The sequence below is a fragment of the Pseudomonas orientalis genome, assembly GCF_022807995.1.
Lineage (GTDB): Bacteria > Pseudomonadota > Gammaproteobacteria > Pseudomonadales > Pseudomonadaceae > Aquipseudomonas > Aquipseudomonas orientalis_B.
In genome coordinates this window covers 4048598-4060744 of the sequence record NZ_CP094351.1, presented here as the reverse complement: position 1 = coordinate 4060744, position 12147 = coordinate 4048598, and the positions used below count along the sequence as shown (strand labels likewise).

The following is a 12147-nucleotide window of genomic DNA, read 5'->3' as shown; positions in this document are numbered from 1 at the left end:
TGACTAATAATTAGCCACACTTTATTTTCAGTCTAAACCATGAGTTTTTTATGCCGTTAACCGATCAACACCGTTTTGGCATGCAGTTGGCGCAAATGTCCCGAGGTTGGCGCGCCGAGCTGGACCGCCGTCTGGCGGGGCTGGGCTTGTCCCAGGCGCGGTGGCTTGTGCTGCTGCATCTGGCCCGCTTTGCCGAAGCACCCACTCAGCGTGAGCTGGCACAAAGTGTCGGCGTGGAAGGGCCGACCCTCGCGCGTCTGCTCGACAGCCTGGAAGGCCAGGGCCTGGTGCAACGCCAGGCCGTCGTGGAAGACCGTCGCGCCAAACGAATCCTGCTGTGTGATACCGCCCGCCCGCTGATCGACCAGATCGAGACCATCGCCACGCAATTGCGCCATGAACTCTTCGTCGGGGTGGACGAAGCGGATCTGCGCGTATGCATGCGCGTTCATGGGCACATCCTGGCGAATCTGGAAAAGTCCTGATTCCAGGTTCCAGGTTCAGTGAAGATCAAAAATGTGGGAGGGGGCTTGCCCCCGATGGCGGTGGTTCAGTTAGAGCATTTTTGATTGACCCACCGCCATCGGGGGCAAGCCCCCTCCCACATTTACTCTGCGCTGTGTCAGAAAGTCTGCCCGAGGTTCAGGTACACCGCCTTCTGGTTGTCATCATTGAACCCATAACTGAAGTTCAACGGCCCCAGCGGCGTATCAAAGCCGAGGAAGATGCTCGCCGCGTTGATATAGCCGCTGTCGAACTCATTGTCATTGTTCCATGCCCGGCCGCGTTCCACCGAGGCGCCGAGGTACAGCGGAAAATCCAGCGGCAGGTACGAGCGCGGCGTCAGGCGGCGGTAGTACACCGCGCGCATCAGGCTGATGTTCTGGGCCGAGATCGCATCCTGGCGAAAGCCTGACAGCTGTCGCGCGCCGCCCAGCAGGAAGCTGGACACCACCACATCCGAATCATCCAGGGTGCGTCCGTAGCGGCCACCGAGGATCAGGGTGTCGGGGCCGTGGCTCATGGCTTTGTCCAGCTTGAACTCCCATTGGCGGTAGCGCTGGTCCGAGCCCAGCCCGGGCGCGAACTCGCGGAAGGCCAGGCCGATGTCTTCGCCGGTGTGCGGGAAGTAGACGTTATCGAAAGAGTCGAACGAGTATTTCAACTCATAGAAACCCTCGCTGAAGCTCACGCTCGGCAGGTCGCGATCGCCAATGCGCACGTCCGCCTTGCCCCAGGCTTCCCCTACGCCGAAGCGGATCTCGCCGCTGTTGCCGATCTGCCGCCCCACGTTCAGGCCGAAACCGTAGCGCTCCAGCCGGTATTCAGAGATGGGGTCGTTGTCCAGGGTCAGCTCGACGTTCTGCGCCTGGGCCCTGATATAGGGCGCGATGAAGTAGCGCGAACCGGTGTCCATCGGTTGGTAGAACTCGCTGTACAGCTCCTGGCGGTCACCGATCTGCACCCGCGTCAGCCATTCGGCGCCGAGGCGGTTGATCCCGTTCACCCGGTAGCTGGCGCCGAGGTTGAAGGCGCTGTCGCCGCGCATGTCATCCGACAGGTTCAGCCCCAGACGCAGGTAGTCGGTGCCGCTGCGCTTGCCGCGCGCGCTGATGACCAGGGTATTGTCCTTGCCCTTTTTCACCACGCGGTATTGCACCTGCTCGAAGTAGTCCAGGCCGTACAGCGTGCCCATGTCCGATTGCAGGCGACCCAGGTTGAGCGGTTCGCCCAACGTCTGACGGATGTAGTAGCGGATCACGTCGTCGCTGACCTTGGAGTCGTTTTCCACGTTGATTGCGGTAATGATCGGGGTGCGTTCGCCCGGCGTGCGGGCGGCGGTCAGTTGCGGGTCGACCGGCTCGGCGGGACGCAGGTGTGCCAGGCGCAGGTCGAGGGCGCGGGTGGCGCGGTAGCCGGCGTCGATCATGTCTTTGGCGCGTCCGAAATCAGTCACGCCGTACGCTGCCAGGGGCGGTTGGATCAACACGTCCCTGGGGTGCAAGGCCTTGAGTTGTTCCTCGGAATTGCGCCGGGTCATCAGGGTGATCGACTGGTTGAGCACATCGACCACGGTCGCCAATTGCTTGCGTGAGCGCAGCGGCGTGCCGATGTCCACCACGATGGCGATGTCGACGCCCATTTCCCGCGCCACGTCCAGGGGGATGTTGTCGGTCATGCCACCGTCGACCAGCAGGCGCCCGTCCAGCTCCACCGGAGCGAACACCGCAGGGATCGACATGCTGGCGCGTATCACCTGGGGCAGGTGGCCCTTGCTGAACACGACTTTTTCGCCGGTGGTAATGTCGGTGGCCACGGCCCGGAACGGAATCGGCAGCTTGTCGAAGTTACGCGTGTTGCTGCTGTGGGCGAACATGCTTTCCAGCAGCAGCGCCAGGTTCTGGCCCTGGATCACCCCCAGCGGCAGGCCGAGGCTGCCGTCGTCGCGGAAGCTGAGTTTCTGCTTGACCAGGAAATCGCGGTCATCCTGCTTGCGCCTGAACGGCACGTCTTCCCGGGGCGGTGCGTCGGACAAGGCCTGTTGCCAGTCGATACCGAGGGCGAGCTTTTCCAGCTCGTCGATCTTGTAGCCCGAGGCGTACAGCCCGCCGATCACCGCGCCCATGCTGGTGCCGGCAATCGCGTCGACCTGGATGCCTTGTTCTTCCAGCGCCTTGAGCACGCCGATATGCGCCAGGCCACGGGCGGCGCCGCCGGACAGCACCAGGCCGATTTTCGGGCGTGGGCTTTCAATGGCGTCGGCGAGAAGGGGGAGCAGGCACAGGCACAGGCAGGACAACAGGCGGCGCATCATGAATCTCGAGGCTGGGCGATAAAGGCCGGTATTATAGCCACTCGATCCGCCCAAGCCGTCACCCAGGAGCCTTTCACGTTATGTCCGCCAGCAAACCCGAGATCGTGATCACCTATTGCACCCAGTGTCAGTGGCTGCTGCGTGCCGCGTGGCTGGCCCAGGAGTTGTTGAGCACATTTGCCGAGGATCTGGGCCGGGTGGCGCTGGAGCCGTCAACCGGCGGCGCGTTTCGCATCACCTGCGACGCTGTACAGATCTGGGAGCGCAAGGCCGATGGCGGTTTTCCCGAGGCCAAGGTGCTCAAGCAGCGCGTGCGCGATCAGATCGACCCGCAGCGCGATCTGGGGCATAACGACCGCCCGCAGTGAGGTCAGGTCGCCTGCGGCTGCCTGGCCTGGCTCGCGCTGCCCATCAGGCCGGACAGCACAATGGCGACGATGATCAACGCGCCGCCCAGCAGCATGCGCAGGGTGGGCGTTTCGGCAAACAGCAGCCAGGCCACCGTGATGCCATAGACCGGTTCCATGGCAAACACCACCGAGGCGGTGCGTGCCTTGATCACGGCCAGGCTGGCGACGAACAGGCTGTGAGCCAGGCCAGTACAGAACACGCCGAGCAGGCCGATCCACAGCCAGTCCAGAGCGCGCACATCCGCCAGCCCCGGCGCGGCCACGGGCAACAGGCAGACCGCAACTACCACGTTCTGGCACAGCGCGGCCTGTACCGCTGGAATGCGTCCGGAACTGGCGCGGTTATTCAGTGACAGCAAGGCGAACAGCAGCCCTGATGCGATGCCCCAGAGCAAGCCGCCCGTGGCTTCGCTGGCCAGGTTGAAGTCCGGCGTCACCAACACCAGGCCGATGCTGACCAGTGCTACCAGCACCATTTCATTGGCGCGAATCCGCTCGCGAAAGATCAGCCCTTCAAGCACCACCGTAAAGGCCGGGAAGGCGGCGAACCCCAGGGTTGCCACGGCCACCCCCGCGACCTTGACGGCGATGAAGAACGTCACCCAGTGCGCGGCCAGCAGCACGCCGCTGACCAGCAGGCGGTGCCAGTCGCGCCTCTGCAGTGTTTTCCACGGCGCATTGCTGGCAAAGCGCGCGAAGACCGCCAGGGCAAGTACCGCAAACGCGGCACGCCCGAATACGATGATGGCCGGCGAGGCGGCCGCCAGTTTGCCGAATACACCAGTGAGACCGAACATCAATGCGCCGATATGCAGGGCGCCGAGGGCTGAGCGGGGAGTCATTGCGATGCCTGCCAACGAAAGTGACCACCAGTCTAGAGGTTGGGTGAAAGGGATGTCTGTCGTGCAGCTCGCGATGTTTAGCGCGAAACTCTTCCTATGACGTTCGCCGCATTGTGCCCGGCGAGGCGCCAAACTCGCGCAACATGGCGGCAGCGAAGGCACTTTGTGAGCGGTAGCCGACGCGTGCGGCGATCTCACCCACGGGCAGCGGCGTCTCGCGCAGCATCGTCAATGCCATTTGCAGGCGCTGGTGGCGCACGTAATCCATGGGGGTCTGCCCGCATTCAAGCATGAAGCGCGCGTGCAAGCGCGCAACCGACAGGCAGGCAATCCGTGCCAGGTCCGCGACATGCAGCGGGTGAGCGGCGTGGCGTTCGATATGCGCGTTGAACGCGGCATAAGGCAGACGACGCCCCGGCGGTGGCATCGCCTGCGGATGATTGAGGCTGGCGAGCAGCAGCAGCGCGCCTTGGCGGGCGATCAATGGATCATGTATCGGGCTGCCGGCCAGCCACTGAACCAACTGGTGTTGGCGCGAATCCAGCGCCAGCCGGGCCGGCCGGTCGAGCAGGCGGCGACTGGCATCGGCGTGGTCACCCAATGTTTGCAGCAGCCAATGCTCGGTTGGCACATCCAGCACCAGGCAGCGGCTACCGTCGCGGCTGCCGCAGGCGTGGTGAGCGGCAAAGGGCAGGATCATCACGCTGCTTTCCTGCACCTGATTAGCGCAGCCATCCACTTCGAAATCCAGGTGCCCGGACAGGCCAAACACTAATTGTGCGTGGTCATGGCTGTGGGCGATGGGGGCATCGGTGTACTGGCGAAGTGTAAGACTGAGGCTCATTGCGCTCTCCTGGGCGGCAAGCCCCCAGTCTACATCGCTTAGGGACGGCCAAGCGCTGTCATCAGACTGACGCGCCGCTGTCATGGACTATTAACCGCCAGGGCGCAAGCTCGCGAAAACAGCGTCGAGGGACCCCCATGACCCGTGCCGAATTCGCCAAGCCCAGCCCCAAGCAACGGGTGCGAACCCTGTGGATTTCCGACGTGCACCTGGGCACCCGGGATTGCCAGGCCGAGCATCTATCGCAGTTTCTCAAGGGCTACCACGCCGACAAGGTGTACCTGGTCGGCGACATTATCGATGGCTGGAAAATGCGCGGCGGCATGTATTGGCCCCAGGCCCACACCAACGTGATCCGTCGCCTGCTGACCATGGCCAAGCGTGGCACCGAGGTGATCTATGTCACCGGTAACCATGACGAATTTCTAAGGCGCTATTCCAAGCTGATCCTGGGCAATATCCAGTTGGTTGACGAGGCGGTGCACGTGACCGCTGACGGTCGTCACCTGCTGGTGATTCATGGCGATCAGTTCGACGTAATCACGCGTTATCACCGCTGGCTCGCCTTCCTGGGCGACTCGGCCTACGAATTCACCCTCACGCTTAACCGCTGGCTCAATCACTGGCGGGCGCGTTATGGCTATGGCTATTGGTCGCTGTCGGCGTACCTGAAGCACAAGGTGAAAACCGCCGTGAGCTTTATCAGCGATTTCGAAGAGGCCATCGCCCACGAGGTGACCAAGCGTGAGCTGCATGGGGTGGTGTGCGGGCATATCCATCATGCCGAGATCCGCAAGGTGGGGGAGGTGGATTACCTGAACTGCGGGGACTGGGTGGAATCGTGCACGGCGTTGATCGAGCACTGGGATGGGCATATCGAGTTGTATCGGTTGGCGGATGCGCAGGCCAAAGAGGCGCTGCTCAAAGCCGAAATGGTTGCAGGCTAGGGGTCAAGTAAATCCAAATGTGGGAGGGGGCTTGCCCCCGATGACAGTGGGTCAGCTGGAAATAAGCTGACTGGCCCACCGCTATCGGGGGCAAGCCCCCTCCCACATTTTTTATCCCGGTGTCTTCAGTTGGAGACGTCGGCGATCGCTTCAGCCAGCAAGGTCAGCCGTGTGGCATCAACCCCGGCCACATTGGCCCGGCCCGAACTGACCATGTACACACTGTGCTTTTCACGCAGTTGCCGGACCTGCTCGGCACTCAAGCCGGTATAGGAAAACATCCCGCGCTGGGTGCCGATATGCGCAAACCGCTCAGCCAGGCCGTGGGGCGCCAGCGCGTCCACCAGCCCGGCGCGCAATTGCGCAATGCGTGAACGCATGGCTTCGACTTCGTCGCTCCACTGCTGTTTGAGCTCGGCATCGCCAAGGATGGTCGCCACCACGGCAGCGCCATGATCCGGCGGCGTCGACCACAGATTGCGCGCCGTATTGGCCAGTTGGCTGCGCACATCCGTGAGCTTCTCGGCATCCGCCGCACACACGATCAATGCGCCGACGCGGTCGCGATACAAACCGAAATTCTTCGAGCAGGAACTGGTGATCAAGACTTCCGGCAGTTCGGCGGCGAACAGGCGCACCGCCCAGGCGTCCTGCTCCAGGCCATCGCCAAAGCCCTGGTAGGCAAAGTCGATCAGCGGCAGCAACTGGCGCTCGCGCACAATCTGCAGCACCTGGCGCCAATCATCCCGGGACAGGTCGAACCCGGTCGGGTTGTGGCAGCAGGCGTGCAGCAGCACCACATCGCCCTTGGGCACCGTGGACAGAGTGGCCAGCATCGCCGCCACATCCAGGCGGTTGTCGCTGCCCACGTACGGGTAATGACTGACCTTGAGCCCGGCCTTGGCGAAAATGGTTTCGTGGATCGGCCAGGTCGGGTTGCTCAGCCACACCCCACGGCCAGGCAGGCTGTGGGCGATAAAGTCGGCGCTCAGGCGCAGGGCACCGGTGCCCCCTGGTGTCTGGGTGGCGCCGGCACGGCGTTCGGCTATCAACGCCGAATCGGTGCCCAGCACCAGTTCGCTGATCAGTCTGCCGAACGCTGCGTCGCCGTGCCCGCCGATGTAGGTCTTGGTGGTCTGGGTGTCGACCAGGCGCTGCTCGGCACGTTTTACCGAGTCTGGAATCGGCGTCAGGCCCTGGTCGTCCTTGTAGACGCCCACGCCGAGGTCGAACTTGTCCGGGTTGGCATCCTGGGCATACAGGTCCATGAGCCCGAGGATCGGATCGCCAGGTACGCGGCCAATCGCATCGAAGTGCATTACTTGCGGCCCTCGGCGCTCTTGGCCACTTCATCGGTGCGCGCGGCCATGATGAAGTCGTTGCGGTGCAGGCCCTTGATGGAGTGGCTCCACCAGGTCACGGTGACTTTGCCCCATTCGGTCAGCAGGCCAGGGTGATGGCCTTCGGCTTCGGCGATTTCACCCACGGCGTTGGTGAAGGCCAGGGCGAACTTGAAATTCTTGAACAGAAAAACCTTTTCCAGCTGCATCACGCCGTCGCGCACTTCGATGTTCCAGTCCGGGATCTGTTTGATCAGCACCGGCAGTTCTTCATCGCTGACTTGCGGGGCGTCGGCGCGGCAGGCTTCGCAATGGGCTTGGTTCAAGGTGGTCATGAAGGTGTCCTGAATTCGAATGATTGAAGGTTATTGGCGTTACCCTAAAGCAACGCGGGGCCAGGGAACAGACTCACCTGGCCTGAAAAGTCACCGCTCAAGCAGCCTTGGGCTTTGGCGGAAATTTCGGGGCGTGCAAGCCCAATTCCATACCGCGCTCGACCATGCCCATGATGTCTTCCTGCGCCACGTCGAACAGGCGCTTGAGCTCGGGCAATACGAAGTACAGCGGTTGCAGGATGTCGATGCGATAGGGCGTGCGCATCGCTTCCAGCGGATCAAAGGCCTGGTGCTCGGGCTCGTCCGACAGGCAATACACGCTTTCTTTAGGCGATGACAGAATACCGCCGCCGTAGATACGCCGGCCTTCAGGGGTGTCCACCAGGCCGAACTCGATGGTCATCCAGTACAGGCGCGCCAGATACACCCGTTGTTCCTTGGTGGCCGCCAGGCCGAGCTTGCCGTAAGTGTGGGTGAACTCGGCAAACCAGGGATTGGTCAGCAGCGGGCAGTGGCCGAAGATCTCGTGGAAAATATCCGGCTCTTGCAGGTAGTCCAGTTCTTCGCGGGTACGAATAAAGGTCGCCACCGGAAACTGCTTGCTGGCGAGCAATTCGAAGAAAGTCTGGAAGGGAATCAGCGCCGGCACGCGGGCGACTTGCCAGCCGGTGGTGTCGGCCAGCACTTGGTTGATCTCGCCCAGTTGCGGGATGCGATCCAGGGGCAGGCCGAGCTTGTCGATGCCATCCAGGTATTCCTGGCAGGCACGGCCCTCGATCACCTTCAACTGGCGCGTGATCAGGGTGTTCCACACCGCATGTTCTTCCGGCGGGTAGTGGATAAAACCTTGCGCATCGGGCTCGCGGGCCACGTAGTGCGTCTGCTTCATACGGCTCTCCTGCTAGGCATTCGTTCTTGTTATGTCCTGCTGTGTATCTATTGATAACCCGCGCGCGGGGAGTTTTCATCGGGTTCAAAAGCCTATGAGTAAGAAAAGTTACCGCATTTCGTAAACTATTCGTTACGGATGCGTGACTCTTCACGGCATTGGGCTGGGAAAAGCCAGCACACTGTCACATAATCTTGACGACTATCTGTGTCCAGCGGCAAAAAGACACGGCGCCTACTCATCTTCGGACCTTTTCATGCGTATCAAAGTGCACTGCCAGAACCGCATCGGCATCCTGCGGGACATCCTCAACCTATTGGTGGAGTACGGCGTAAACGTCGCCAAGGGCGAGGTCGGCGGCGAGCATGGCAATGCCATCTACCTGTTCTGCCCGAACCTGGTGAAAATGCAGTTCCAGGCGCTGCGCCCGCAGTTCGAGGCGATAGCCGGGGTATTCGGCGTGAAGAGGGTAGGGCTGATGCCCAGCGAGCGTCGGCACATGGAGCTAAATGCGCTGCTGGGCGCCCTGGAGTTTCCGGTGCTGTCCATCGACATGGGCGGATCGATCGTCGCGGCCAATCGTGCGGCGGCGCAGTTGCTGGGTGTGCGCGTGGACGAAGTGCCGGGCATTCCGCTGTCGCGCTACGCCGAGGATTTCGACTTGCCGGAGCTGGTGCGCGCGAGCAAATCGCGGATCAACGGACTGCGGGTCAAGGTCAAGGGCGATGTGTTCCTGGCCGATATCGCGCCGCTGCAATCCTCCGAACACGACGACAGCGAAGCCATGGCCGGCGCGGTATTGACCCTGCACCGCGCCGACCGGGTGGGCGAGCGTATCTATAATGTACGCAAGCAGGAACTGCGCGGCTTCGACAGCATCTTTCAGAGTTCCAGGGTGATGGCCGCCGTGGTTCGCGAAGCCCGGCGTATGGCGCCGCTGGATGCGCCTCTATTAATAGAAGGCGAAACCGGTACCGGCAAAGAATTGCTGGCGCGGGCCTGCCACCTGGCCAGCCCGCGTGGCCAGTCGCCCTTGATGGCGCTCAACTGCGCGGGCTTGCCGGAGTCGATGGCCGAGACCGAACTGTTCGGCTACGGCCCAGGCGCATTCGAAGGCGCCCGGGCCGAAGGCAAACTGGGGCTGTTGGAACTGACGGCGGGCGGTACATTGTTTCTCGACGGCGTAGGGGAAATGAGCGCACGCCTGCAGGTGAAACTGCTGCGCTTTTTGCAGGACGGTTGCTTTCGTCGCGTGGGCAGCGATGAAGAGGTGTACCTCGACGTACGGGTAATCTGTGCGACCCAGGTGGATTTGTCCGAACTGTGCGCCCGCGGTGAATTCCGCCAGGACCTGTATCACCGCTTGAACGTGCTTTCGCTGCATATTCCGCCGTTGCGCGAATGCCTGGACGGGCTGGGGCCATTGGTCGAGCACTTTCTCGATCAGGCCAGCCGGCAGATTGGTTGCCCGCTGCCCAGGTTGGCGCCTGCCGCGATGGACAAGCTCAGCCACTACCACTGGCCGGGCAATGTGCGCCAGTTGGAAAACGTATTGTTCCAGGCTGTTTCGTTGTGCGAGGGCGGGACGGTCAAGGTTGAGCATATTCGCTTGCCCGATTATGGCGTGCGTCAGCCGCTTGGCGATTTTTCGCTGGAAGGTGGGCTGGAAGACATCGTCGGACGGTTTGAAAAGGCGGTGTTGGAAAGCCTGTATGCGGAGCATCCGAGCAGCCGGCAGTTAGGCAAACGCCTGGGCGTTTCCCACACCACCGTCGCCAACAAACTGCGCGATTACGAAATCCTCAAGACCGACAAATGACCCAATGTGGGAGGGGGCTTGCCCCGATGGCAGTCTGTCAGTCAGATTGCTATTGGCTGACCCACCGCTATCGGGGGCAAGCCCCCTCCCACATTTGATCTGCGCCGTTGCCGAAAGCGGCAGTAGTCCGCCGTTTTTTCGACTCTCCCTCCATTCATATTTCAAACAGCTGCCCGCAAACCCCCGTCCCGCCTGGACTTCATCCTATTTTCAAAAGTTGGTTCGCAAATTGCTTAAGCCTCCTCAGTGCAACGGTGGGCGGCAAGCGTCCGTCAGAAAGAGGATAGAGCGTGGACAAGTACCTTTATGTGGCAATGACCGGCGCCAGCCAGAATGCTCTGGCGCAGAAGGCCCATGCCAACAATCTGGCGAACATTTCCACCAACGGTTTTCAGCGCGACCTGGAGCAGGCGCGCTCGATGCCGGTGTTCGGTGACAGCTTTCCGGCGCGGGCTTTTGCCCTGACCGAGCGGCCCGCCACTGACTTCACCCCCGGCGCGATGATCGAAACCGGGCGCGACCTGGACGTGGCCGTCAGCGGCGACGGCTGGATGGCCGTGCAAACCCCGGATGGCGGCGAAGCCTACGTGCGCAGCGCCAGCATGAACGTGGATGCGCTGGGCGTACTCCGGGCCGGCAACGGTATGCCGATCATGGGCAACGGCGGCCCGATTGCCGTGCCGCCCCAGCAGAAAATCGAAGTGGGTTCGGACGGCACCATCAGCATCCGCGCCATGGGCGAAGGCCCACGGGTGATGGCGGAAGTGGACCGCATCAAGATGGTCCAGCCGGACCTCAAGAACATGACCAAAGGCCTGGACGGCACCATCCACACCAAGGATGGCCAGCCGGCCCAGGCCGACGCGAACGTCAAGCTGACCTCGGGCTTCCTGCAGGCGAGCAACGTCAATGCCGTCGAGGAAATGACTGCGGTACTGGCGCTTTCCAAGCAGTTCGAGCTGCACGTCAAGATGATGAACAGCGCCAAAGAAGACGACCAGGCCATGACCCGCGTCATGCAGATGAGCTAACAGCCTTAGCCGGCTTTTACATAAACAGTGCAGCACGGCGCCAACAAACAGGCGCACAGAGGAGAACAGCATGCTTCCGGCTCTATGGGTTGCCAAGACAGGCCTGTCCGCCCAGGACACCAACCTGACGACCATTTCCAACAACCTGGCGAACGTGTCGACCACCGGTTTCAAACGTGATCGCGCCGAGTTCCAGGACTTGCTCTATCAGATCAAGCGCCAGCCAGGCGCCCAGTCGACCCAGGACAGCGAACTGCCGTCGGGTCTGCAACTGGGTACCGGTGTGCAGATCGTCGGCACCCAGAAAAACTTCAGCGCCGGTAACCTGCAACAGACCGGTCAGCCGCTCGACATGGCGATCAACGGCCGTGGTTTCTTCCAGATCCTGCAACCGGATGGGACCACGTCCTACACCCGTGACGGTACCTTCCACCTGGACTCCAACGGCCAGATCGTGACCGCCAACGGTTTTGCCCTGGAGCCTGCCGTCGTGGTTCCGGCAGACGCCAAGACCTTCACCGTCGGCAACGACGGTACCGTGTCCATCACCGTGGCCGGCAACCCGGCGTCGCAAGTGATCGGCAACCTGCAAACCGCCGACTTCATCAACCCGGCCGGTCTGCAGGCCATGGGCAACAACCTGTTCCTGGAAACCGCCTCCAGCGGCGCGCCGCAAATCGGCACCCCTGGCTTGAACGGTTTCGGCACCACGCTGCAGAGCACCCTGGAAACGTCCAACGTCAGCACGGTAGAGGAGATGGTCAACATGATCACCACCCAGCGCGCCTACGAGATGAACTCCAAGGTGATCTCCACCGCCGACCAGATGCTTTCGTTCGTTACGCAGAATCTGTAATCAGTCTATGGGGCGCCTG

Annotated in this window: 12 protein-coding genes; 6 read left to right on the top strand and 6 right to left on the bottom strand. The window is 62.0% G+C overall.

Annotation, left to right across the window (positions count from 1 at the left end; all coding sequences use genetic code 11):
- Positions 1-50: 50 nt before the first annotated feature.
- A complete protein-coding gene (locus tag MRY17_RS17995; RefSeq protein WP_124424499.1) occupies positions 51-485 on the top strand; it encodes a MarR family transcriptional regulator in 435 nt (144 codons plus the stop codon).
- Positions 486-622: 137 nt separating this feature from the next.
- On the opposite strand, the gene MRY17_RS17990 is transcribed toward MRY17_RS17995, so the two are convergent.
- Positions 623-2812, bottom strand: a complete 2190-nt coding sequence (locus MRY17_RS17990; protein ID WP_243352616.1) for a patatin-like phospholipase family protein — start codon at positions 2810-2812, stop codon at positions 623-625.
- A gap of 83 nt (positions 2813-2895) precedes the next feature.
- On the opposite strand from MRY17_RS17990, the gene MRY17_RS17985 reads away from it, so the two are divergent.
- Complete coding sequence (locus tag MRY17_RS17985) at positions 2896-3183, top strand: SelT/SelW/SelH family protein (RefSeq protein WP_181282778.1); 288 nt, start codon at positions 2896-2898, stop codon at positions 3181-3183.
- A 2-nt stretch (positions 3184-3185) separates the two neighbouring features.
- Here the strand turns inward: MRY17_RS17985 and MRY17_RS17980 are convergent, their stop codons facing one another.
- Positions 3186-4067 (bottom strand): DMT family transporter, encoded by an 882-nt coding sequence (locus MRY17_RS17980; RefSeq protein ID WP_243352615.1) that lies wholly within the window; start codon positions 4065-4067, stop codon positions 3186-3188.
- A 94-nt stretch (positions 4068-4161) separates the two neighbouring features.
- Positions 4162-4911 carry a helix-turn-helix transcriptional regulator gene (locus MRY17_RS17975; protein ID WP_243352614.1) on the bottom strand — a complete coding sequence of 250 codons (750 nt, stop codon included), beginning with the start codon at positions 4909-4911 and terminating at the stop codon, positions 4162-4164.
- Between the two features lie 137 nt (positions 4912-5048).
- On the opposite strand from MRY17_RS17975, the gene MRY17_RS17970 reads away from it, so the two are divergent.
- On the top strand, positions 5049-5858 hold the full coding sequence (locus tag MRY17_RS17970) for a UDP-2,3-diacylglucosamine diphosphatase (RefSeq protein WP_124359287.1): 810 nt from the start codon (positions 5049-5051) through the stop codon (positions 5856-5858).
- 125 nt (positions 5859-5983) lie between these two features.
- On the opposite strand, the gene MRY17_RS17965 is transcribed toward MRY17_RS17970, so the two are convergent.
- The 3 genes from MRY17_RS17965 to phhA all read right to left on the bottom strand — a co-directional run bounded on the left by MRY17_RS17965 (position 5984) and on the right by phhA (position 8422).
- Positions 5984-7177, bottom strand: a complete 1194-nt coding sequence (locus tag MRY17_RS17965; RefSeq protein WP_243352613.1) for an amino acid aminotransferase — start codon at positions 7175-7177, stop codon at positions 5984-5986.
- Positions 7177-7533 (bottom strand): 4a-hydroxytetrahydrobiopterin dehydratase, encoded by a 357-nt coding sequence (locus MRY17_RS17960; protein WP_104504177.1) that lies wholly within the window; start codon positions 7531-7533, stop codon positions 7177-7179. Before MRY17_RS17960 ends, MRY17_RS17965 begins: the two co-directional genes overlap by 1 nt.
- Before the next feature lie 97 nt (positions 7534-7630).
- On the bottom strand, positions 7631-8422 hold the full coding sequence (phhA, locus tag MRY17_RS17955; RefSeq protein WP_124433545.1) for a phenylalanine 4-monooxygenase: 792 nt from the start codon (positions 8420-8422) through the stop codon (positions 7631-7633).
- Between the two features lie 256 nt (positions 8423-8678).
- Here phhA and MRY17_RS17950 point away from each other — a divergent pair, with 256 nt between their 5' ends.
- From MRY17_RS17950 to flgG, 3 genes are all read left to right on the top strand, one after another.
- Positions 8679-10241: a sigma-54-dependent transcriptional regulator gene (locus MRY17_RS17950; protein ID WP_243352612.1), complete on the top strand. Its 1563-nt coding sequence runs from the start codon at positions 8679-8681 to the stop codon at positions 10239-10241.
- A 290-nt stretch (positions 10242-10531) separates the two neighbouring features.
- Positions 10532-11272, top strand: a complete 741-nt coding sequence (locus MRY17_RS17945) for a flagellar basal body rod protein FlgF (protein WP_065949692.1) — start codon at positions 10532-10534, stop codon at positions 11270-11272.
- 70 nt (positions 11273-11342) lie between these two features.
- Complete coding sequence (gene flgG, locus MRY17_RS17940; RefSeq protein ID WP_057721328.1) at positions 11343-12128, top strand: flagellar basal-body rod protein FlgG; 786 nt, start codon at positions 11343-11345, stop codon at positions 12126-12128.
- The last annotated feature ends 19 nt before the right edge of the window (positions 12129-12147 follow it).

Coding starts and splice junctions, on each gene's coding strand:
- MRY17_RS17995 (WP_124424499.1), top strand. CDS start 51: ATGCCGTTAACCGATCAACACCGTTTTGGCATGCAGTTGGCGCAAATG.
- MRY17_RS17990 (WP_243352616.1), bottom strand. CDS start 2,812: ATGCGCCGCCTGTTGTCCTGCCTGTGCCTGTGCCTGCTCCCCCTTCTC.
- MRY17_RS17985 (WP_181282778.1), top strand. CDS start 2,896: ATGTCCGCCAGCAAACCCGAGATCGTGATCACCTATTGCACCCAGTGT.
- MRY17_RS17980 (WP_243352615.1), bottom strand. CDS start 4,067: ATGACTCCCCGCTCAGCCCTCGGCGCCCTGCATATCGGCGCATTGATG.
- MRY17_RS17975 (WP_243352614.1), bottom strand. CDS start 4,911: ATGAGCCTCAGTCTTACACTTCGCCAGTACACCGATGCCCCCATCGCC.
- MRY17_RS17970 (WP_124359287.1), top strand. CDS start 5,049: ATGACCCGTGCCGAATTCGCCAAGCCCAGCCCCAAGCAACGGGTGCGA.
- MRY17_RS17965 (WP_243352613.1), bottom strand. CDS start 7,177: ATGCACTTCGATGCGATTGGCCGCGTACCTGGCGATCCGATCCTCGGG.
- MRY17_RS17960 (WP_104504177.1), bottom strand. CDS start 7,533: ATGACCACCTTGAACCAAGCCCATTGCGAAGCCTGCCGCGCCGACGCC.
- phhA (WP_124433545.1), bottom strand. CDS start 8,422: ATGAAGCAGACGCACTACGTGGCCCGCGAGCCCGATGCGCAAGGTTTT.
- MRY17_RS17950 (WP_243352612.1), top strand. CDS start 8,679: ATGCGTATCAAAGTGCACTGCCAGAACCGCATCGGCATCCTGCGGGAC.
- flgG (WP_057721328.1), top strand. CDS start 11,343: ATGCTTCCGGCTCTATGGGTTGCCAAGACAGGCCTGTCCGCCCAGGAC.